Annotated in this window: 20 protein-coding genes; 7 read left to right on the forward strand and 13 right to left on the reverse strand. The window is 74.7% G+C overall.

From position 1 onward, the window contains the following. Positions 1–42: 42 nt before the first annotated feature. The 5 genes from HA073_RS08490 to HA073_RS08510 form a co-directional block, all read right to left on the reverse strand. A complete protein-coding gene (locus tag HA073_RS08490; protein ID WP_030504027.1) occupies positions 43–648 on the reverse strand; it encodes a winged helix-turn-helix domain-containing protein in 606 nt (201 codons plus the stop codon). A 291-nt stretch (positions 649–939) separates the two neighbouring features. Further along, the gene (locus HA073_RS08495) at positions 940–1,509 is read right to left on the reverse strand and encodes a winged helix-turn-helix domain-containing protein (RefSeq protein WP_043324471.1); all 570 of its coding nucleotides are present in this window, start codon (positions 1,507–1,509) and stop codon (positions 940–942) included. A 51-nt stretch (positions 1,510–1,560) separates the two neighbouring features. Then, positions 1,561–2,055: a rhodanese-like domain-containing protein gene (locus HA073_RS08500; RefSeq protein ID WP_064446509.1), complete on the reverse strand. Its 495-nt coding sequence runs from the start codon at positions 2,053–2,055 to the stop codon at positions 1,561–1,563. A 38-nt stretch (positions 2,056–2,093) separates the two neighbouring features. Continuing rightward, entirely contained in the window at positions 2,094–2,546 is a 453-nt protein-coding gene (locus tag HA073_RS08505; RefSeq protein WP_166456070.1) for a cysteine dioxygenase family protein, read from the reverse strand. Between the two features lie 106 nt (positions 2,547–2,652). Next, positions 2,653–3,030 (reverse strand): hypothetical protein, encoded by a 378-nt coding sequence (locus HA073_RS08510; protein WP_064446127.1) that lies wholly within the window; start codon positions 3,028–3,030, stop codon positions 2,653–2,655. A 70-nt stretch (positions 3,031–3,100) separates the two neighbouring features. On the opposite strand from HA073_RS08510, the gene HA073_RS08515 reads away from it, so the two are divergent. Then, a complete protein-coding gene (locus tag HA073_RS08515) occupies positions 3,101–3,493 on the forward strand; it encodes an ankyrin repeat domain-containing protein (RefSeq protein WP_064446128.1) in 393 nt (130 codons plus the stop codon). Positions 3,494–3,540: 47 nt separating this feature from the next. Beyond that, positions 3,541–4,497, forward strand: a complete 957-nt coding sequence (locus HA073_RS08520) for a DUF3500 domain-containing protein (protein ID WP_205796651.1) — start codon at positions 3,541–3,543, stop codon at positions 4,495–4,497. On the opposite strand, the gene HA073_RS08525 is transcribed toward HA073_RS08520, so the two are convergent. The 6 genes from HA073_RS08525 to HA073_RS08550 form a co-directional block, all read right to left on the reverse strand. Further along, entirely contained in the window at positions 4,475–5,227 is a 753-nt protein-coding gene (locus HA073_RS08525; RefSeq protein ID WP_166456071.1) for a class I SAM-dependent methyltransferase, read from the reverse strand. The genes HA073_RS08520 and HA073_RS08525 overlap by 23 nt on opposite strands. Before the next feature lie 52 nt (positions 5,228–5,279). Then, the gene (locus tag HA073_RS08530) at positions 5,280–5,783 is read right to left on the reverse strand and encodes a DUF2231 domain-containing protein (protein ID WP_064446131.1); all 504 of its coding nucleotides are present in this window, start codon (positions 5,781–5,783) and stop codon (positions 5,280–5,282) included. A gap of 76 nt (positions 5,784–5,859) precedes the next feature. After that, the gene (locus HA073_RS08535) at positions 5,860–6,576 is read right to left on the reverse strand and encodes a GAF and ANTAR domain-containing protein (protein ID WP_205796412.1); all 717 of its coding nucleotides are present in this window, start codon (positions 6,574–6,576) and stop codon (positions 5,860–5,862) included. Positions 6,577–6,768: 192 nt separating this feature from the next. Beyond that, positions 6,769–9,063, reverse strand: coding sequence for an accessory Sec system translocase SecA2 (gene secA2 / locus HA073_RS08540; RefSeq protein ID WP_043324478.1), 2,295 nt, complete (start codon positions 9,061–9,063; stop codon positions 6,769–6,771). Between the two features lie 157 nt (positions 9,064–9,220). Beyond that, a complete protein-coding gene (locus tag HA073_RS08545; protein ID WP_166456072.1) occupies positions 9,221–10,309 on the reverse strand; it encodes a zinc-binding alcohol dehydrogenase in 1,089 nt (362 codons plus the stop codon). Continuing rightward, positions 10,302–11,318 carry a Gfo/Idh/MocA family protein gene (locus tag HA073_RS08550; RefSeq protein WP_166456073.1) on the reverse strand — a complete coding sequence of 339 codons (1,017 nt, stop codon included), beginning with the start codon at positions 11,316–11,318 and terminating at the stop codon, positions 10,302–10,304. Before HA073_RS08550 ends, HA073_RS08545 begins: the two co-directional genes overlap by 8 nt. Before the next feature lie 247 nt (positions 11,319–11,565). On the opposite strand from HA073_RS08550, the gene HA073_RS08555 reads away from it, so the two are divergent. The 5 genes from HA073_RS08555 (at position 11,566) to ctaD (ending at position 17,219) form a co-directional block, all read left to right on the forward strand. After that, the gene (locus HA073_RS08555) at positions 11,566–12,552 is read left to right on the forward strand and encodes a glucosyl-3-phosphoglycerate synthase (protein WP_375336229.1); all 987 of its coding nucleotides are present in this window, start codon (positions 11,566–11,568) and stop codon (positions 12,550–12,552) included. A gap of 19 nt (positions 12,553–12,571) precedes the next feature. Further along, positions 12,572–13,726 carry a glycosyltransferase gene (locus HA073_RS08560; RefSeq protein ID WP_166456074.1) on the forward strand — a complete coding sequence of 385 codons (1,155 nt, stop codon included), beginning with the start codon at positions 12,572–12,574 and terminating at the stop codon, positions 13,724–13,726. Positions 13,727–13,813: 87 nt separating this feature from the next. Then, positions 13,814–14,266, forward strand: coding sequence for a DUF4383 domain-containing protein (locus HA073_RS08565; protein ID WP_166456114.1), 453 nt, complete (start codon positions 13,814–13,816; stop codon positions 14,264–14,266). Positions 14,267–14,396: 130 nt separating this feature from the next. Beyond that, on the forward strand, positions 14,397–15,128 hold the full coding sequence (locus HA073_RS08570) for an ATP-binding protein (protein WP_064446135.1): 732 nt from the start codon (positions 14,397–14,399) through the stop codon (positions 15,126–15,128). 87 nt (positions 15,129–15,215) lie between these two features. Beyond that, a complete protein-coding gene (gene ctaD, locus HA073_RS08575) occupies positions 15,216–17,219 on the forward strand; it encodes a cytochrome c oxidase subunit I (protein WP_166456075.1) in 2,004 nt (667 codons plus the stop codon). Positions 17,220–17,322: 103 nt separating this feature from the next. On the opposite strand, the gene HA073_RS08580 is transcribed toward ctaD, so the two are convergent. Together HA073_RS08580 and HA073_RS08585 are read right to left on the reverse strand one after the other, a co-directional pair. Continuing rightward, entirely contained in the window at positions 17,323–18,456 is a 1,134-nt protein-coding gene (locus HA073_RS08580) for a SigB/SigF/SigG family RNA polymerase sigma factor (protein WP_064446137.1), read from the reverse strand. Between the two features lie 244 nt (positions 18,457–18,700). Then, entirely contained in the window at positions 18,701–20,110 is a 1,410-nt protein-coding gene (locus tag HA073_RS08585) for a hypothetical protein (protein WP_166456076.1), read from the reverse strand. Positions 20,111–20,184 lie beyond the last annotated feature (74 nt).

The following is a 20,184-nucleotide window of genomic DNA, read 5'->3' on the forward strand; positions in this document are numbered from 1 at the left end:
TCGGGGCTCCGTCCGGCGGCGATCGGCGCGTGGGTGTCCCGGTCAGCCGGTGCGGTCGATGGTGACGCGGGCGTCGTCGGCGAGCCGGTAGCCGACGCCGTAGACGGTGGTGACCAGCGGGACGTCCACGCCGACCTTGCCGCGCAGCCGGCGGACGTGCACGTCGACGGTGCGGACGCCGGCGTGCTCGTACCCCCAGACCGCGTTGAGCAGTTGCAGGCGGGTGAACACCCGGCGGGGGTGGGCGACCAGGTGCAGCAGCAGGTCGAACTCCAGCCGGGTCAGCGGCAGCGGCTCGCCGTCGCGCAGCACCGACCGGGACGAGGCCAGGATGTGCAGGGTCGGGATGGTCGGGGCGAGCGGCCGGGACGGCGCGCGGCCGGCCGGGACGGCGTCGGGCCGGCGCTCGGCCGGAACCGCGGCGCTGACCACCGCGTCGCCGCGTTCGAGCATCTCGCGGGCGGCGTCGAGCAGCCGGCGCGCGGCCGGGGTGAGCGACTCCTCACAGGCCAGTGGGATGTTCAGGGTGACGGTGAGCATGGGCGCGGCGGTGTTGGCGGGACGACGCTGGCCGCCGGGGGGACGACCGGGGACCGCGGGTTGGGACGTATGCCATCCGGCGCGCGACGAGGCGGGGCTGACCGACATGGTCCTCCTTGGGCTGGTCCGGGTATCTCCCCACGGCCCGGGACGCCGCCTCATCGATGCTTCCCGGCGTCTCTGCGAGGGTCAAGAGGCGGCTGCGTTGCATGAATGTGACATTTGACGAACACATCGGAGCCGTGCGCTCGCTCTGCGTGCGAGGCCCGTTGATTACAGCAGAGCGTCGTTTCGGGCTGGTACGGGGGGTCTCCCCGGCGGTTCACAATGGCGGATGCGTCCTGAACGTGAACGCGGCGCACCCGGCTCTCCGGGTGCGCCGCGTGCGGGAAGTGCGGGTCAGGCGTCGCGGTCGACGGTGATCGCGGCGTCGTCGGCGAGGCGGTAGCCGACGCCGTAGACGGTGGTGACCAGCGGCGTGTCCGGCCCGAACTTGGCCCGCAGCCGGCGGACGTGGACGTCGACGGTGCGGGCCACCGCGTGCTCGTAGCCCCAGACGTTGGCGAGCAGTTGCAGCCGGGTGAACACCCGGCGCGGGTGCTCGGCGAGGAAGAGCAGCAGGTCGTACTCGATGCGGGTGAGCGTGATCTCGGTGTCGCCGAGCCGGACCCGGCGGGTGCCGGTGAGGATGCGCACGCCGCCGCCGGCCGGTGGCGGTGGCGCGGCGGCGGCGCGGCGCAGGTCGAGCACGGTACGGGCGGCCCGGTGCTCGTCCGGGCTCACCAGCGCCTCGCCGGAGGCGGCGAGCTCGTCCAGCAGCTCGGCCAGGCGGGCCAGGCCCGGCGTCAGTGGGCCGGCGCCCAGGTCGAGGGTGATGGTCACGGTCGGCGCGGTACGTGGCCGGGGCGGCACTGCCCGGTCGGGGCGGCCCGATCGGGCCGGACGGGTGGTGAGGGCGACGACGGACATGGGAGCCTCCTGTGCGGGCGGTCGCCCCGCCCCGCCGGTGTGGCGGGACGGTCAGCGGAGCGCCCCACCGGCGGTGACCGGGGGCGCGGCGGACGAGGGTCGGGTCGGCGGGGTGGGACCGAGCGTGGGCAGGCCGGCGATGTGCCAGGCGGCGAAGCCGCCGACGACGTCGGTGGCCCGGTGCAGGCCGATGTCCTGGAGCGCGGCGGCGGCCAGCGACGAGGTGTAGCCCTCCTGACAGAGCACGATCACCGGCACGTCGTAGTCGACCGCCTGCGGCAGCCGGGCCGCGCAGCGCGGGTCGAAGCGCCACTCCAGCACGTTGCGCTCGACGACGAGCGCGCCCGGCACGGTGCCCTGTGCGGCGCGCTGGGCGGCCGGGCGGATGTCCACCAGCAGCGCCCCGGCCCGGCACGCCAGGTGCGCCTGCTCCGGGTCGAGGCGGCGCAGGCGGGCCCGGGCGGCGGCGAGGATCTCGTCGATGCCCCGCGAGCCCGGCGGCGGAGCCGGACAGCGCTCGGTTGCGGTGGTGGGGATCTGCGCCATCGTGGCGTCCTTCCGTTCGTCGGGGTTGCGGGGGTGGGTCACCAGGCCACGCCGGCCTCGGCCACCTCGGCGATCCGGAGCCGGCCGGCGACGAGGCGGTAGCGGGTCATCCGGGTCAGCGCCGGCCGGTAGACGTGCACGCTCACGGCGGGCTGGTCGCCGTGATTGGTGACCTGGTGCACGTGCCGTACGCCGAAGCGCCGCCCGGCGCCGGCGGCGAGCCGGTGCGGGCGCAGCCGCGCGCCGCTGACCGTCTCCTCGGTGAGCACGCCGGCCACGACCAGGAACGCGCCGGCGCTGCCGCCGTGGTCGTGCAGGCCGGTGCCCTGTCCGGGCAGCCAGCTCAGCGCCCACACCTCGTGCTCGTCGCCGGCGTCCAGGCGGGCGTACCACCGCTCGGACGCGTCGAAGCACAGCGGCACCGGCCAGCCGTCCGGGTCGGCCCAGCGGGCGGCGACGGCGAGCAGATCGGCGGGAGCGGTGCTGGTCATCGGCGGGACGTCCTCACGGTGCGGAGCGGATGTACCCGCACAGCTTAGACGGCAAAGCCTATCGGTTAAGTAGGTAATACCAGATGCTGGGACGCCGGCTCGCGGCTCAGCGCAGGACCGGCGGATCCACCTTGTAACCGGGCACCGACGGCCAGCGGACGGTGAGCACCGTGGACTCCCGCTCGGCGTACCAGGAGTGGTCCACGCCCCGGCCCCACACCACGTAGTCACCGGGCGCGCGCAACACCACCGTGCGGTCCGGCAGCTCGATCCGGAACGCGCCGCTGATCAGCACCAGCAGGGCGGTACGCCGCTCACCGGTGGCCCACCGGGACCGGCTCTCCCCCGCCGGGTGCACGCCCCACTTCACCTCGACGTCGGTGCTGTGCCGCACGTCCCCGGCCGGCTTGAAGTGGCCCAGCAGCCAGCCCGCGTCGGTCGCGCCGTCCACCGCCGCGTTGCCCACGTACACCCGATCGTCCATGCGCGCGCCTCCCGTGCCCGGCTGCGCAAGCTACCAGGCGCGTCCGGCCGCGACGCCATAGCCTGGGCGGATGCCCGACGAACTCGACGACGAGACCATCGCCTTCGCCCACCGGATGTTCGACCTGGCCCGGGCCGGCGCCACCGAGGAACTGGCCGCCAACGTGGACGCCGGGCTGCCGGTCAACCTCACCAACGCCAAGGGCGACACGCTGCTGATCCTCGCCGCGTACCACGCCCACCCGGACACCGTGGCCGCGCTGCTGGCCCGGGGCGCCGACCCGGCACGGGTGAACGACAGGGGGCAGACCGCGCTCGCCGCGGCGGTGTTCCGGCGTCAGGAGGCGGCGGTCCGCGCGCTGCTGGACGCCGGCGCCGACCCGGACCACGGCGGCCCGTCGGCGGTCGAGACCGCCCGGTTCTTCGAGCTGCCGGACATGCTGGCGCTGCTGCGCCGCGAGTGAGCCCCAGGCGGTATACAGAGACGGTGGAGGATCCCGTACCCGAGCAGATGCGCGCGGCCGCGGCGGCGTTCCTGGCCGCGCTGGACGAGCCGGCCCGCGACGCCGCCCGGCACGCCTTCGACGACGAGCCGGCCCGGCGCTGGCTGGAGTACCGGCCACGGCCCCGGCCCGGCGTCGCGCTCGCCGGCCTGGACGTCGACGCCCGCAAGGCCGCCCACCGGCTGCTCGCCACCGCGCTCAGCCCGGCCGCGTACGCGCAGGCCATGACCGTGATGGCGCTGGAGGAGGTGCTGGACCGGGCCGAGGACTGGCGGCGCGGACGGCACAGCGGCGACTACTGGGTGGCCGTCTTCGGCGACCCGGACCGCGACGACGACTGGGCCTGGCGGTTCGAGGGACACCACCTGTCGGTGAGCATGACCGTCGCCGACGACCGGGTCTCCCCCGCGCCGGTCTTCCTCGGCGCGAACCCGGCCACCGTCCGGCACGCCGGCCGCCCGGTGACCCGGCCGCTCGGCCCGGAGGAGGACCTGGCCCGCGAGCTGCTCGACGCGCTCGGTCCGGGCGGCCGCTCCGCCGCGATCATCGCCGACGAGGCGCCCGCCGACATCATCAGCGCCACCCGGGCCACCGCCCCCGGCCGGCTCGACCCGCCCGGCGTACCCCGGGGGCGGCTGCGGCCGACCGGCCGGGCGCTGCTGGACCGGCTGGTCGCGCTCTACCTGGACCGGCTCCCGCCGGAACTGGCGGCCCGGGAGGCCGACCGGCTCGACGGCGGCGAGCTGCACTTCGCCTGGGCCGGGCCGGTCGAGCCGGGCCGGCGGCACTACTACCGGGTGCAGGGCGAGGACCTGCTGATCGAGTACGACAACACCACCGACGACGGCAACCACGCGCACACCGTGCTGCGCCGCCCGGCCGGTGACTTCGGCGCCGACGTGCTGGCCGCGCACCACGCCGCCGCCCACCGGCCCGGCCCGCTCAGCCCCGGCGCGCCTCGATGAGGAAGCGGCGGGCGTACGCGACGAACGGTCCGTCGGCGCGGATCCGCTCGTCCAGGCGGCGCAGCTCGTCGGTGTAGCGGCCCACGGTGAAGCCGGGCACCGTCCAGACCACCTTGCGCAGGAACCAGACCACCGCGCCGATGTCGTGGAAGACGGTACGCAGCGTGGCCTCGCGCAGGTCGACGACGTGCAGCCCGGCGGCCCGCGCGTCGGCGACCGCCACCTCCGGGTGGCGGTGCTCCGGCGGCGGCAGCGGCCCGAGGATCGCCTCGCTCAGCTCCCGCATCGTGCCGGGGCCGATCTGCTGGGACAGGTAGGCGCCGCCGGGCCGCAGCACCCGGGCCACCTCGTCCCACCAGGTGTGCACCGGGTGACGGCTCACCACCAGGTCGAACGTGGCGTCCCGGAACGGCAGCGGCGGGCGGTCGCCCACCCGCACCACTGTCGCGCCGAGCGGGCGAAGGTTGCGCCGGGCCACCGGCACGTTCGGCGGCCACGCCTCGGTGGCGACCAGCAGCGGCGGCGGCGCGGGCACCTCGGCCAGCACCTCTCCCCCGCCGGTGTCGATGTCCAGCGCCGCTTTCACGGCGGCCATCCGCTCGCCGACCAGTCGCGCGTACCCCCAGGGCGGGCGCTCCTCGGTGGCGCGGCCGCGCAGCCAGTCGAAGCCCCAGCCCTCGACCGGCGCCGCCTCGGCTTCGGCTACCAGTTCCTCGAACGTCCCGACCATGCCCGCGAGCCTGCCGCTCCGCGCCGACCGCGGCAACGGAATTCGGCCGGCGTCAGTACGGGCGCGGGCGGGCGATCTCGACTGTGGAACCGGCGGGCACCTCGGCGAACGGCTCGAACCCGGCCGGCTCGGTGACCCGGTCGAACTGCTGCATCAGCCGCGCGCCCAGGGCCACCCCGACCGCGCCGACGGCGAGCGCCACGAGTTCCGCGGCGAGCAGGACACCGGTCGCGCCCCGCTGCGGCGCGCTCGCCCGGATCAGGCAGGAGAGCAGGAACAGCGCCGCCATCACGGCGTTGACGAGGTTGAACATCAGCACCGTCCGGCTGGTCCGGCCGGCCCGCACGTCCCACAGGTCGACCATTCCGGCGACGGTGGTGAGCCCGGCCGCGACGAGCGCGGCCACCGCGGTCCAGTAGCCCACCTCACCGAGGAACGCCGGACCGCCCGCCACGTCGGCCAGGTCGAAGACCGCGGCACAGACGAACAGGCCGAACGGGAACGTCACCAGCATCGGTTGGATGGGGTGCCCCTGCACCCGTAGACGGCTCTGCATCGCTTCCTCCCCAGGTCCGCGCAGCTCACCAGTCCAGAGTGCTACCCGAGGCGCCGCGGGGTGAAACGACTGTCGCTCAGTTGTCCCGGGGCCGGGAGACGGTCAGCACGAGCCGCTCGGCGACCTCGCGCAGCGGGATGTCCAGCGAGGACGCCGCGCTGCGCAGCACCCGCAGGGCCTCCGGGGCGGGACAGCCGCGCTGCGTCATGATCACGCCGACGGCCTGCCCGACCACCCCCTCGGCCAGCAGCGTGTCGTCGAGCTGACCGGCGCGGGTGGCCGCCCGCTCGCGGTCGCGCGCGGCGGCCAGCAGCAGCCCGGCGTGCTCGGCCAGGAGCATCGCGGTGAGCTGGTGCCGGGGCGTCAGCGCGTCGGGCGAGTCGGCGTAGAGGTTGATCGCGCCGATGACCTGTTCGTCGATGTCGACCGGCGCGGAGATCACCCCGTGCACCCCCAGGGCGCGGGCCCGCTCGTTCCAGACCGGCCAGCGCGGGTCGCCGGACAGCCCGCCCGCGGTGATCATCTCCCGGCGGCGGATCGCTGTCATCGCGGGCGTGTCCGGGCCGTGCCGCAGGTCGTCCAGCTCGGCCCGCTCCGGATCGGAGGCGGCCACACCGGCGGGCTCACCGGCGCGCAGCGCGGTGAAGCCGCAGCTGTCCACGGCCGGTACGGCGTCGCGGGCGATGCGGACCAGGCGGTCCAGCGCCTCGTCGAACCCGGCCGCGCCGATCAGTCCGGCGGTCAGCTCGCGCAGCAGCGCGGCGGTCTCCAGCACACCAAGGTTGTCGATCATGGGTTGGCGCGTGTCGAGGTTCACCGGGCCGTGGCCTCCACCGTCCACCCGATGTCCCCGCTCGGCGCCGTTGCCTGTCCCATGTCCGTCCCTCCTGTGGCCGGGCCTCGGCCTACTACCCTCCCAGACCGCGGGCGAAACCGCGCAAAAAGGCCCCTCCCGGTCGCGCCGGGAAGGGCCTTTCCGCGCGGGTCAGCGCGACCCGGAGATGAGCCGCCGGCCCACCGAGGCGATCAGCCGGTCCAGCTCCGAGCCGAACGGGTTGTCGTGCACGAGGTACGTCCAGGTGGCGCTCGGCCGCACCAGCTTCGACGAGTCCGGCTCCCAGCCCTCGTCGAACTCGGTCTCCTCGAACGTGGCCACGGTCCGCGTCTCGATCTCGGGCACCAGCGCGTTGAACGCCGGCACCGCGCTGCGGTGGAACTCGTCGAGCGGGTCGAGGCGGCCCAGCGCCCGCAGGTGCACGCCCTCGCGGACCTCGGACAGCTCGGCCAGGTGGTCGGCCCAGAGCCGGTCCAGGTGGTAGAGGGCGATCTTGCGGGCCACGTCGGCGAGCAGGTCCTCGTCCATCTCGCCGGCCTTCTCCGGCACCCGCTCCAGCAGCATCAGCGCGGCGATGTCGCTGGTCAGCAGCCGCTCCCGGCGCTCGGCGAGCGCCTTGCGCTGCTGCTCGATCACCTGGCTGTAGCGCCACGTGTTGCGGTGGATCTCGTGGTTGACGCCCTCGGCGACGCGCTGGGCGTGCTCGACCGCGTAGTCGACCTGCGGGTCGGTGACCAGGCCGTCGGCGTTCATCCGGGGCGAGGCCGGCACGGTGTCGCCGGCGTGCCGGACCACCAGGTCGTCCTCCAGGCTGACGAAGAACACCGACCCGCCCGGGTCGCCCTGCCGCCCGGCCCGGCCGCGGAGCTGGTCGTCGACCCGGCGGCTGTCGTGCCGGCCGCTGCCGATCACGTAGAGACCGCCCAGCTCGGCCACCCGGTCCCGGTCGGCCTGGTCGCTGCCGCCCAGCCGGATGTCGACGCCCCGGCCGGCCATCTGCGTGGAGACCGTCACCGCGCCGTACGCGCCGGCCTCCGCGATGATCCCGGCCTCCTCGTCGTCGTTCTTGGCGTTGAGCACCACGCACGACACGCCGGCGGCGTTCAGCGCGGCGGCCAGCCCCTCGGACTCCTTGACGTCGAGCGTGCCGACCAGCACCGGCCGCCCCGCCTCGTGGCAGCGCGTGATCTCGTCGACCAGCGCCTCCTCCTTCTCGGCGCGGGTGGCGTAGATGCGGTCCGGCTCGTCCTCGCGGACGCAGGGGGTGTTCGGCGGGATCACCGCGACCTCGAGGCCGAAGAACTCCCGGAGCTGGTCGCCGACGAGCACCGCGGTCGCTGTCATCCCGCAGACCGTCGGGTAGAGCGCGATGTACGCCTGCACGGTGATCGTGCCCAGCACCTCGCCCTCGGCGGTGGCGTCCAGGCCCTCCTTCGCCTCGACCGCGGCCTGCAGCCCGTCGGGCCAGCGGCGGCGCTGGGCGACCCGGCCGCGCATCTCGTCGATCAGCTCGACCGAGTCGTCCCGGACGATGTAGTCCACGTCGCGGTGCAGCAGGGCGTGCGCGTGCAGCGCCACGTTCACCGCGGAGAGCTGCCCGACGTGCTCCTCGTCGTACAGGTCGATGCCGCCGAGCTTGGCCTCGACGGTGGCCAGGCCGACCGAGGTGAAGGCGACGCTGCGGCCGTCCTCGGCGACCGTGTAGTGCTTGCCCTTGCGCAGCCCGCGTACGAGCGCGGCGGCGGCGTGCACCGGGTCCTGCTCGCCGCCGACCGCCCCGGCCAGCACCATCGGCACCCGGGCCTCGTCGATCAGGATCGAGTCGGCCTCGTCCACGATCGCGGTCTTCAGCGGCGGCTGCACCCGGTCGGCCAGGTCGGTGACGAGCTGGTCGCGCAGGAAGTCGAAGCCGGCCTCGCTGACCGAGACGTAGGTGACGTCGCAGGCGTACGCGGCGCGCCGCTCGTCGGGCGTGGACGCCTCGTTGACCCAGCCGACGCTGAGCCCGAGCAGGTCGTAGACCGGCGTCATCCACTCGGCGTCGCGGCGGGCCAGGTAGTCGTTGACGGTGAGCACGTGCACCGGGCCGTTGCCCAGCCGCACGTGGCCGTACGCGGCGACGGTCGCGGTGAGCGTCTTGCCCTCACCGGTGGCCATCTCGGCGACCTTGCCGGACAGCAGCGCCATCGCGCCGAGCAGCTGCACGTCGTAGGGGCGCTGGTCGAGCCCGCGCCGGGCCGCCTCGCGCCCGATCGCGCAGATCTCCTCGTACCCCGACGCCTGGCCGGCGGCCTCGGTCAGCTCGGCGTCGGAGAGCTTCTCCAGGTCAGCCTCGCGCGCCTCGATCGCCGGCAGCAGCTTCTCCAGCGGAGCCAGGTCGACAGTCGTCCCCGGGCGCTGGAGGAACCGGCGGAACCTGGTCTTCAACCGTTGCGACACACCCATGAGCGGCAACGGTACGCGAACCGGAGCCGATTGTGACCCCCGCCCGCCGCGCGCCGGGTTCCGCCCGCCCCGTCCGCTTCCGTCGATCATGAGGTTGGCGGCGTCCGGCGCCCGTTTTGTCGCCGCCAACCTCATGATCGACGCCCTGAAAAGGGGGTCAGGGGGTCAGGATTGCCTGGAGTTCTGTGCGGCGGCGTTGGGCCAGGTCGGTCAGCAGGGCGGGGGCCTCGTCCAGGGGGACCACGGCGGAGATCAGGTGCTTGCGGATCATGTCGCCGTACTGGCGCAGCAGCTCCACCGTCTCCGCGGACAGCCGCTCGCGGTCCCAGGTGGGGGCCAGGCCGCGCGGCACCCGGCCGATCTGCGCGCACCGCAGCGACAGCCCGTTGTGGTGGAACTCCTCGCCGAGCCGGACCGCGTCCGCGCCGGCCTGGTAGAACGCCAGGTCGATCACCGTGCCCTGCGGTCGCAGCAGGCGCAGCGCGAGTTGCAGCGCCCAGTCCTGGCCGCGGCACTGGAAGACCACGTCCGCGCCCCGGTCCCCGGCCGCGTGGTTCCACCGGGTCTTGAGCACCACCGCCGGGTCGTCCGCGTCCGGGTCGAGCGTGTCCAGGCCGAGCGCCTCGGCCACCTGCCGCCGGGCCGGCGTCGGGTCGACCACGACCACCGAGGCGGCGCCGTGGCGGCGGGCGAACAGCGCGGTCAGCAGCGCCACCACGCCGCCGCCGACCACCGCCACCCGGCGACCGCGTACGCCGTCGCCGAGCGTGCGCACGTCGGCGCCGCACAGGTCGGCGGCGGCGTGCAGCAGCCCGTTGGCGCAGATCGGGCCCATGTGCGCGACGTACACGCCGAGCAGCGGGTCCAGGTCGTCGGGCAGCGGCACGAACCGCTCGGTGAGCGGGTCGGCGACCCAGCCGCTGCGGTGGCCGTACGTCATGGCCCCGACCTCGCCCACCGCGACGGCCGGGGTACGGCTCTCCACCACGCGCCCGACCTGCATGTAGCCGAGCCGGGTCACCGGGTACGGCGTGCTCGCCCCGCCGGGCCGGAACAGTCCGAGCGCGGCGTCCCAGGTCACGTGCAGGTACGGGTTGGTGCCCTTGACGAAGCTCAGCTCGGTGCCGGCGGACACGCCGCTGTAGAGCGTCTCCACCCGGAACGTGCCCTCGCGCAGCTCCGGCGCGTCCAGTTCGGTCAACTCGACCCGGCCCGGGCCGCCGACCACCACCACCCGGTCACGCATCGACGCCCACCCCCGCGTCCGCGACGGGCCGCCGGGCCGCCGGGCCGTTCGGCAGCGCCACCGGCCGGCCGGTACGCGCCGACTCGGCCACCGCCAGCGCCAGCCGGTGGGTGCGCAGCGCCTCGGCGTACGGCACCCGGACGTCGTCGCCGAGACCACGAACGGCGTCGACGAAGGCCCGGTCGACGGCGATCCGCGCGCCGTCCGGGTCGGCGGGCAGGTGCCGCTCGCCGTCGCCGTCCCGGACGGTCAGGCCGTCCTCGGCCAGCCACAGCGCCAGCCCGTCGGCGAGGATCTCCACGCCGGCCCGGTGCTTCCAGCCCAGCACGCACGACGCGGCGAGCGTGCCGACCGCGCCGGAGCCGAAGCGCAGCGTGGCCGCGGTCACCGAGTCGATGTCGGCGCCGTCGACCGGCGGCGGGCTGCCGTCGCCGTACGCGCTCACCTCGACCGCCTCGCCGGCCAGCAGCCGGACCAGGTCCAGCACGTGCGCGGCCTGCTCGACCACCGGGCCGCCGGAGCGGTCCCGCCGCGCCCACCAGGCCACCGGCGGCACCTTGTCCAGCCAGGCGCCGTTGACCATCCGCACCGGGCGGCCGGCGAGCAGCCGCCGCGCCTCCGCCACCACGTGCAGGTAGCGCCAGTGGTGCCCGACGCCGGTGAGCAGCCCGCGCTGCTCCACCAGCGCCGCGACCCGCTCGGCGGTCTCCAGGTCCAGCGCCACCGGCTTCTCCACGAACATCGGCACACCGGCGGCGACCACCGCCTCCTCGACCGGCCCGTGGGCGAACGGCGGCACGCAGACGTACACCGCGTCCGGTCCGGCCGCGAGCAGCTCGTCCACGTCGCGGAACACCCGGCCGCCGTACGTGCCGGCGAGCGCCTCCGCCGCGTCCGGCGCGACGTCGGTGACGCCGAGCAGCTCCACGTCCTCGAAGCCGGTGAGCACCCGGGCGTGGCGTTGCGCCACCCCGCCGGCTCCGACCAGTCCCACCCGGCAGGTACGCATCCGACCAACCCTCTCGCCACGACTGGAAGACTGCGGTCACCACTCCCCGCGGCGGCCGCGCCCGAAACGTCGCCGAGGGGCGCAACGCAACGTTCATCTGCCCGGAACCGCCCGGTACGCACCTGGTGATCAGGTTGTCAGGCAAGATCCGGTTAGCGCGGATGCGGGATTGGGAAAACCATGGTTCGCGATTCCACCACTAATGGGGGTGCCCGTGCGGGAATCAGATTCGACCGTCTCACCTGTGGTGGAGGCGTGGGCCACGTACCGCACCAGCACCGCCGCCGACTGGCCGGCGCAGCGACTGGTCCGGGCAAAGGGAAACAGCCGGGTCAGCGTGGTGCTGCCGGCACGCAACGAGGAGGCCACAGTCGGCGCGATCGTGGCGACGGTCCGGGAGCACCTGATGGACCGGGTGCAGCTGGTCGACGAACTGATCGTGGTCGACTCCCGGTCCACCGACCGGACCGCGCAGGTGGCGCGCGCGGCCGGCGCCGAGGTGGTCAGCCAGGACGCGATGACGCGCGGGCTGCCCCGGCTGACCGGCAAGGGCGACGCGCTCTGGGCCGGGCTGGCGGCGGCCGAGGGGGACGTGGTCGCGTTCGTCGACGCCGACCTGCGCGAGTTCCGGCCGCACTTCGTGACCGGGCTGCTCGGGCCGTTGCTCACCGATCCGAGCGTGGACTTCGTCAAGGGCTTCTACCACCGGCCGCTGGTCGGCGCGACGAGCGTGGAGCCCGACGGCGGCGGCCGGGTGACGGAGCTGATGGCCCGGCCGCTGCTCAACCTGTTCTGGCCGGAGCTGGCCGGCTTCGTGCAGCCGCTCGCGGGCGAGTACGCCGGTCGCCGCCGGGTGCTGGAGCGGGTGCCGTTCGTCACCGGGTACGGGGTGGAGACGGCCATGCTCATCGACCTGCTGGAGCTGGTCGGGCTGGACGCGCTGGCCCAGGTCGACCTGGGCGAGCGCAAGCACCGGCACCAGGACACCGCGGCGCTGGGCCGGATGTCCGCGCAGATCATGCTGACCGCCTGGTCGCGGCTGCAACGGCGCGGCTGGGCGGCGCCCGGGGTGATGCCGGGCGCGCTGCTGACCCAGTTCCGCCGCGGCGGCTCGGAGGCGCTGCCCAACCTGGACCGCGAGGTCGTGGTCAACGACGTGTCGGTGCAGGAGCGCCCGCCGCTGGCGCAGCTGCGGCACCGCATCCCGCGCCGCCGCCGGGTCGCGGCCGCGTGAGCGCGAGGAGGAACAACGCATGACGCTCACCGTGCTGATGAACGCCGGTCCGTGGCTGTCCGTGCCGCCGCCCGGCTACGGCGGGATCGAGAACGTGGTGGCCACGCTCGTGCCGGAGCTGCGCCGGCTGGGCGTACGGGTGGTGCTGGCCTCGGTGGAGAGCAGCACGCTGCCGGTGGACGAAAAGATCGCGGTCTTCCCGGACGGCCAGTTCCACGCGCTGCAACGGCCGTACAACCAGGTGTGTGGCGTGTCCCAGGCGCACCTGTCCGGGGTGGTGCGGGCGCTGCACGCCCGCGACGACATCGACCTGGTGCACGACCACGTGGAGGCGGTCGGGCTGGCCACGCTCGCGGCGATGGGCCCGGACGCCCCGCCCGCGCTGCACACGTTGCACTGGGACCTGGCCAAGCACCCCGAGCTGTACGGCAACCTCGACGGCGGCGACCGGGTACGGGTCAACGGCGTGTCCGCGTCGCAGCTGGCGCGCGCTCCGGAGGCGCTGCGCGCGCACGCGGTGGGGCACGTGCACCTGTCCACCCCGCTCGCGGTGGACGCGGACCGGCAAGCCTCGGTGGCGAAGGGCGACCACGTGGTGATCCTCGGCCGGATCAACCCGGGCAAGGGGCAGGACCTGGGCGCGCGGCTGGCCCACGAGGCCGGTTTCCCGCTGGTGCTGGCCGGGCCGGTCGGGCCGTACCACCGGCCGGAGGATCTCGCCGCGGCCGGCGACGAGGCGCGGCAGAACCCGGACGTGCGCTTCTTCCACGACCACGTCGCGCCGTACGTCGACGGCGACCGGGTGCGCTGGGTCGGCACGGTGGCCGGGCGGGACCGCGACGACCTGGTCGCCTCGGCGCGGGCGTCGCTGTTCCCGCTGCGCTGGGAGGAGCCGGGCGGCACCGCCGTGGTCGAGTCGCTGGCGCTGGGCACGCCGGTGGTGGCCACCGCCCGGGGCTGCCTGCCGGAGCTGGTCGAGCACGGCCGCACCGGCCTGCTCACCGGCGTCGAGGAGGAACTGGGCGACCTGGTTCTCGCCGCCGGCGGCCTGGAGCCGGACGAGTGCCGGCGCGAGGCGGCGCGCCGGTTCACCCCGGCCCGGATGGCGCAGCGTTACCTGGAGCTGTACGAGCGGGTCCGCCAGGGCGCGGAGCAGCCGTTGCAGCCCGCCTGACGTACGCCGCCGGGCCGGCGTTTGCCCGCGCCGGGCCCGGGAAACCGTCGCTCCCCGCGTGGCGAGGAGGCCGGCGTGACGAACTCGATGGCGCACTCCCGGGCGCGCCGCAACCCGGCCGACGGCCGGGCGCCGGTGCGCCGGATCGCCTCCGGGTTCGCCGTGCTCCTGCTGCTGTTCGGCGCGCTGGGCTTCGTGCCCGGCATCACCAGCGACTACGCGGACCTGCGCTTCGCCGGCCCGGGGTCGGGCGCCCGGCTGCTGGGGCTGTTCCAGGTCTCGGTCGTGCACAACCTGGTGCACCTGGTCCTCGGGGTGGCCGGGCTGGCGCTGGCCCGTACCGTCGCCGGGGCCCGCGCGTTCCTGGTCGGCGCCGGGGCGGTCTACCTGGCGCTGTGGCTCACCGGCCTGGCGGTCGACCGGCGCGACGCGGCGAACGTGCTGGCGGTGAACCGCGCCGACGCCTGGCTGCACCTGCTGCTGGGCGCCGCCATGCTGGTCCTGGGGCTGCTCGCGTCGCGACGCGGCGACCGCCGCTGACCTGCGCCCCGGCGGCCCGGATGCCCGGTTTCGGGGGCCGGGGGCCCGGGTACGTCCGTAGTCCTCCGGCTGCGGGAGGCGGCGACCGCCGCGGCCGACCCTCCCCGACGAAACGGAAACGAGGACGGCGATGGTGACCCGGATCAGGTGCGAGGTCCGCGACGAGTCGCCGGTCACTGTCGTACGGCTGGCCGGCGCGCTCGACCTGGGCACGATGCGCGCGGTGCACGAGGTGCTGGACCGGTGCCTCGCCGCGCAGCCGGACGCCCTGGTGGTCGACCTGGAGGAGATCGAGGTCGGCGAGCCGCTGGCGCTGTCCGTCTTCGCCGCCGCCGCGCGGCGCGCAGCCGACTGGCCGGCGGTGCCGATGGTGCTCGCCGCGCCCTGCGCCGAGACGGCGGCCTGGCTGAACGAGACCACCGCCTGCCGGGTGGTGCCGGTGCGCCGGGACTGCGCCGAGGCGGCGGCGCTGGCCGGCGCGGATTCGGCGCCCCGGCTGCGGGCGCGGCTGGAGCCGGTGGCCGGGGCCTGCCGGCGGGCCCGGGAGCTGGTCACCGAGGCGTGCGGCAGGTGGAACGTGCCGGAGCTGGCCGGCCCGGCCTCGCTGGTGCTCAGCGAGCTGGTCGGCAACGTGGTGCGGCACGCCGGCACCCCGATGCAGGTGACGCTGACGCTGCGCCGGCCGTACCTGCGGGTGGCGGTGATGGACGGCAGCCCGGCCGACGCGCGCGCCGCGAGCAGCCGCGATCCGCGCGCCGAGGGGGGCCGCGGGCTGATGCTGGTGCGGGAGCTGACCCAGCGCTGGGGCAGCACCCCGGTCGGCGCCGGCAAGGTTGTCTGGGCCATGCTCCCGGCTAATTGACCGAATTCTCCGCTCTCGCCTGGTTACATGGGCAGAGGGCCGGGTACGCCCGCCCGTCCTGTCTGTCGTCACACGGGGTGAGATGCCATGCCCAAGCGGGTAGTCACGGAACCGGCACGAGACCGGGGGCCCGCGATCCTCGCGCCGGCCCGGTTCGGGGGCTTCCCCGGGCCCGTACGGGAAGCGGTGAAGGGCAACGCGCTGTGGCGGTTGCTGCGCACCACCGACGCCAAGCAGATCGGCCTGCTCTATCTGATCACGTCGTTCGCGTACTTCATCGTCGGCGGGATCCTGGCGCTGATCATCCGGGCGGAGCTGGCCCGGCCGGGGATGCAGATCGTCTCCCCCGAGCAGTACAACCAGATGTTCACCATGCACGGCACGGTCATGCTGCTGCTGTTCGCGACGCCGCTGTTCTTCGGGTTCGCCAACTACCTGGTGCCGCTGCAGATCGGCGCCGCCGACGTGGCGTTCCCCCGGCTGAACGCGTTCGCGTACTGGCTCTACTTCCTGGGCGCGCTGATGGTCGTGGGCGGGTTCGCCACCCCGGCCGGCGCGGCGGACTTCGGCTGGACCGCGTACACGCCGTTGAGCACCGCGCAGCACTCCCCCGGCGTCGGCGGGAACCTGTGGGTGGTCGGCCTGGCCGTGTCCGGCCTGGGCACGATCCTCGGCGCGGTCAACCTGATCACCACGATCGTGACGCTGCGGGCCCCGGGCATGACCATGTTCCGGATGCCGATCTTCACCTGGAACGCGCTGCTCACCAGCGTGCTGGTGATCTTCGTGTTCCCGCTGCTGGCGGCCGCGCTGATGGCGCTGGCCTCGGACCGGCTGCTGCACTCGCACGTGTACGACTCGACGACCGGCGGGCCGATGCTGTGGCAGCACCTGTTCTGGTTCTTCGGCCATCCCGAGGTCTACATCATCGCGCTGCCGTTCTTCGGCATCATCACCGAGATCATTCCGGTGTTCTCCCGCAAGCCGATCTTCGGCTACACCGGCCTGGTGCTGGCCACCATCGCCATCACGGTGCTGTCGATGACGGTCTGGGCGCACCACATGTTCGCCACCGGTCAGGTGCTGCTGCCGTTCTTCAGCATCCTGAGCTTCCTGATCGCGGTGCCGACCGGCGTGAAGTTCTTCAACTGGATCGGCACCATGTGGAAGGGACAGATCACGTTCGAGACGCCGATGCTGTTCGCCGTCGGCTTCCTGGTGACGTTCCTGCTCGGCGGCCTGACCGGGGTGCTGCTGGCCAGCCCGCCGCTGGACTGGCAGGTCACCGACAGCTACTTCGTGGTGGCGCACTTCCACTACGTGATGTTCGGGACCATCGTGTTCGCCGCGTTCGGCGGGCTCTACTTCTGGTTCCCGAAGATGACCGGGCGGCTGCTCGACGAGCGGCTGGGCAAGATGCACTTCTGGACCATGTTCGTCGGCTTCCACGCCACGTTCCTGGTGCAGCACTGGCTCGGCAACGAAGGCATGCCCCGCCGGTACGCCGACTACCTGCCCGGTGACGGCTTCACCACGCTGAACACGATCTCCAGCATCGGCTCGTTCGTCCTCGGCGCGTCCACCCTGTTCGTGATCTGGAACATCTGGAAGTCGTGGCGGTACGGCGCGATGGTCACCGTGGACGACCCGTGGGGTTTCGGCAACTCACTGGAGTGGGCCACCACGTGCCCGCCGCCGCTGCGCAACTTCGACCGGATGCCGCGCATCCGCTCCGAGCGGCCGGCGTTCGACCTAAAGTACGGCCCGCTCGTCTCCGACCTGGGCCGCGACCTGCCGCAGCGCACCACCAAGCCACCGCAGAGCTTCCGCGAGGAGCTGCACCACGAGCGGCACCTGCCGGAGTCCCCGTCGGCCGGCGGCGCGTACGGGGCGCCCGAGGCGGTGGACTACCAGCCCGCTCCGCAGTCCGGCGCCCGGCCGGTGGAGGTGCCGGTGCCGGAGGAGGTACGCCGGCCCAGCTTCGAGGAGACCGACGAGCCGGAGGACAGCGCGCTCAACGCCGAGCGCGACGACCAGCCCAACGACAGGTGGCGGCACCCGCGCGGGCACGGGGACACCCCGGAGAACTGAGACACCGGACGAGAGCCGGCGCCGTGCGGGCGCCGGCCCCCGTCGCGTACGCCGCGCGCCGGCTCCCGTGGTGGGAGCCGGCGCGGTACGTGCGTGCGGCGGGTCAGTCGGCGGCCGGCAGTCCGGCAGCGGTCAGCGAGCGGCGCACCGCCGGCTGCACCCGGGTCAGCCGCAGCGGCACCCCGGTACGCGCGGCGGCGTCCCGCCCGGCCATCAGCGCGGCGATCCCGCCGGCGTCGAAGCCACCCGCGCCGACCAGGTCCACCACCACCTCGCGGGGCTGCCCGGTGACCGCCTTGAGCACGGCCCGGCGCAGCTGGTCCGCGCCGGCCCGGTCGACCTCGCCGCCGACCTCGACCACCACCCGGTCGCCGTTCTGCTTCACCGAGATGCGGGCCTTCGCCGGCTCGGCCTCGGCGGCGCCGTTCTGCCAGGGCGGCGGCGCCTCGGCCAGCATCGCCTGGCGCAGCCAGGTCAGCGCCCGCGACAGCAGCCGGGACACGTGCATCTGCGAGATGCCGAACCGGGCGGCGATCTCCGCCTGGGTCTGGTTGCCGTAGAAGCGCATCGCCAGGATGCGGCGCTCCCGCCAGGGCAGCCGGTGCAGCAGGCCGCTGACCGTGACCCGGTCGTCCACCGACTCCAGCGCGTGGTCGGACTCGCCGACCAGGTCACCGAACTCGGCCGAGCTCTCCCCGCCGACCGGCGCGTTCAGCGACGCCGGGCTGTAGCCGGCGGCCGACTCCAGCGCGGCGAGGATCTCCTCCTCCGGCGTCTCCAGCCGGGCGGACAGCTCCGCCACCGTGGGGGCGCGGGACAGCTCGCTGGTGAGCGTCGCCGTGGCCTGCCCGACCTCGAGGATCAGGTCGCGCAACCGGCGCGGCACGTGCACGCCCCAGGTGCGGTCACGGAAGTGCCGTTTGATCTCGCCGACGATGGTGATCGCCGCGTACGCGGTGAACGAGCCCCGTTCCGGGTCGTACCTGTCGACGGCGTTGACCAGCCCGAGACGGGCCACCTGTTCCAGGTCCTCCAGCGGCTCGCCGCGTCCCCGGTAGCGCCGGGCCAGCCGGCCGGCGAACGGCAGCGCGAACCGGACCAGGTCGTCCCGCGCCTCCTGCCGCCGTTCCGGTGGCAGTCCCTCGATCCGGGCCGCGTACGCGAGCGCCGCGGCGTCCAGGTCCTCCAGACCCCGGTCGGTGGTCGGTGGTGTGGGTGTGGTGGTCTGTCCGAACATCCGCGCCCCCCTCGCCGAAGGTCCCCGCCCGGTCGTAACCGGTCGTGCGCGTGGTCGGACCACGCACCGGGTGAGGAAGTTGGGTTACGTGACGGAGTACGTCGAAGGCGGTGGCCGTCCGCCGCACGGCGTCGTGGGCCGTTCCGCGGCGAGCGGTCTTCCCGCTCCGTAGGTACTCAATCACGGACCGCAGGATCGCGAGGAAGTTTCGCCAGGTTGCCCGGCAGCCGGTCCCGGCGGCGGTTCAGCAGACCAGCAGGCCCTGGTGCGCGCCCGCGTCACGCAGCGCGGTGAGGGCCTCGGCCGCCCGCAGCGGCGGCGGCGTGGGCAGGTCGCAGGGCTGGTTGCGCAACACCTCCGTGGCACGTCGGGTGGGTACCGAGGCGACCGGGTAGCCGCGGGCGGCACCCCGGTCCAGGGCCCGCCGCTTGCGCCCGAAACCGGCCACCGCCAGCCACTGGGGCAGGCCCGCGTGCGCGGGCGAGCGCAGGCCGGGCGGCTCGGGCAGCACGTCCACCGAGCTGAACGGCTCGCTGCCGGCCAGCCACCACTCGACGCCGGCGACCCGGCGCGCGGTGGCGTTCTCGCACCAGTAGGGCACCAGGCCGGCCCGCAGCACCTGCCCCGGATCGAGCAGCCGCCCGCACTCCACCACCAGCCGGTCCCCGGTCTTGCCGGCCCGCCGCAGCCAGCGCCGGTACAGGTCGGCGGTCACCGCGCTCAGCGCGTCCGGCTGCGGCACCACGACCCGGTGCAGCGGGTGCCCGTGCCGGTCCCCCGCAGACCGGGCGTCGTGCTCGAAACCGGACTCCACACCGTGCTCGGCGAACGCGCCCGCGACAGTGACCTCCGGCGTGACCCAGCGCGACTCGTCCCCGCCGGCGGCGCGCAGCACCTGACCCAGCGCGCGGGCGTCCGGGTGGAAGTCGACCGGGTCCAGCCCGCCGGCCGGGCAGCCGGTCTGGAAGCTGTGCCCGTCGCCGCCGTCGCGCACCGGCCAGGTGCGGGCGTCGTGCAGCAGCAGCACCGGCGCGGCCGGTTCCAGCCGGTCGGCCAGGAAACGCGCGTACGCCTTCGGCAGCGTGCGCCAGCGCACCGCGAACGTCACCACCGCGCCCGCCGCCGCGCCCCGGCTCGCCGGGCAGTGCACCTGGCGTACGTGCACGCGCGGATTGGCGTCGAGCAGCCGGGCGGCCAGCGTGGCGCCGTGCGCGTACGCGGCGTCCGGGCGGTCCACCGCCCCCCGGTTCCACCGGGCGGTGATCTCGAAGCCGGCCGGCAACCACGGCACGCCGAGCGCCACCGCGAGGTGGGCGGCGGCGCCGTGCGGTGAACCGAGCACCACGCCGGGCCAGCGCCGGTCCGGGTACTGTCCGGTGAACCATCCGGCCACCCGCTCGGCGTCCACGGCGGCGATCTGGGCGGCGGTGAGCGCGGCCCGCCCGGCGGCCCGCGACGCGGCGGCCCGGCGTACCGGCTCGGGCGCGCCGCCGAGGCGCGACAGCGCGCCCGGGTGGCCGAGGTCGCCGCAGTCGTCGCCGCGCAGCGCCCGGGCGGTCGCGGCGACCAGGGTCCGGGCGGCGCTGCCGGCCGCCACCACCCGCTCGGCGGGCAGTCCCGCGCCGCCGGCCCGTTCGACTCGTTCGCTCACCACGCGGCCCGGCTTCCCGTCCCTCTGGGGTCTAAACGGGGCATCTCCCCACGGGGCAGGACCAAGGCCCGCCCGGT

The organism is Micromonospora sp. CMU55-4, from assembly GCF_011602315.1.
Classification (GTDB): domain Bacteria; phylum Actinomycetota; class Actinomycetes; order Mycobacteriales; family Micromonosporaceae; genus Micromonospora; species Micromonospora chalcea.

Excerpts from the sequence above, each read along its gene's own strand:
- HA073_RS08490 (WP_030504027.1), bottom strand. The coding sequence starts at position 648 with ATGTCGGTCAGCCCCGCCTCGTCGCGCGCCGGATGGCATACGTCCCAA.
- HA073_RS08495 (WP_043324471.1), bottom strand. The coding sequence starts at position 1,509 with ATGTCCGTCGTCGCCCTCACCACCCGTCCGGCCCGATCGGGCCGCCCC.
- HA073_RS08500 (WP_064446509.1), bottom strand. The coding sequence starts at position 2,055 with ATGGCGCAGATCCCCACCACCGCAACCGAGCGCTGTCCGGCTCCGCCG.
- HA073_RS08505 (WP_166456070.1), bottom strand. The coding sequence starts at position 2,546 with ATGACCAGCACCGCTCCCGCCGATCTGCTCGCCGTCGCCGCCCGCTGG.
- HA073_RS08510 (WP_064446127.1), bottom strand. The coding sequence starts at position 3,030 with ATGGACGATCGGGTGTACGTGGGCAACGCGGCGGTGGACGGCGCGACC.
- HA073_RS08515 (WP_064446128.1), top strand. The coding sequence starts at position 3,101 with ATGCCCGACGAACTCGACGACGAGACCATCGCCTTCGCCCACCGGATG.
- HA073_RS08520 (WP_205796651.1), top strand. The coding sequence starts at position 3,541 with ATGCGCGCGGCCGCGGCGGCGTTCCTGGCCGCGCTGGACGAGCCGGCC.
- HA073_RS08525 (WP_166456071.1), bottom strand. The coding sequence starts at position 5,227 with ATGGTCGGGACGTTCGAGGAACTGGTAGCCGAAGCCGAGGCGGCGCCG.
- HA073_RS08530 (WP_064446131.1), bottom strand. The coding sequence starts at position 5,783 with ATGCAGAGCCGTCTACGGGTGCAGGGGCACCCCATCCAACCGATGCTG.
- HA073_RS08535 (WP_205796412.1), bottom strand. The coding sequence starts at position 6,576 with ATGATCGACAACCTTGGTGTGCTGGAGACCGCCGCGCTGCTGCGCGAG.
- secA2 (WP_043324478.1), bottom strand. The coding sequence starts at position 9,063 with ATGGGTGTGTCGCAACGGTTGAAGACCAGGTTCCGCCGGTTCCTCCAG.
- HA073_RS08545 (WP_166456072.1), bottom strand. The coding sequence starts at position 10,309 with ATGCGTGACCGGGTGGTGGTGGTCGGCGGCCCGGGCCGGGTCGAGTTG.
- HA073_RS08550 (WP_166456073.1), bottom strand. The coding sequence starts at position 11,318 with ATGCGTACCTGCCGGGTGGGACTGGTCGGAGCCGGCGGGGTGGCGCAA.
- HA073_RS08560 (WP_166456074.1), top strand. The coding sequence starts at position 12,572 with ATGACGCTCACCGTGCTGATGAACGCCGGTCCGTGGCTGTCCGTGCCG.
- HA073_RS08565 (WP_166456114.1), top strand. The coding sequence starts at position 13,814 with ATGGCGCACTCCCGGGCGCGCCGCAACCCGGCCGACGGCCGGGCGCCG.
- HA073_RS08570 (WP_064446135.1), top strand. The coding sequence starts at position 14,397 with ATGGTGACCCGGATCAGGTGCGAGGTCCGCGACGAGTCGCCGGTCACT.
- ctaD (WP_166456075.1), top strand. The coding sequence starts at position 15,216 with ATGCCCAAGCGGGTAGTCACGGAACCGGCACGAGACCGGGGGCCCGCG.
- HA073_RS08580 (WP_064446137.1), bottom strand. The coding sequence starts at position 18,456 with ATGTTCGGACAGACCACCACACCCACACCACCGACCACCGACCGGGGT.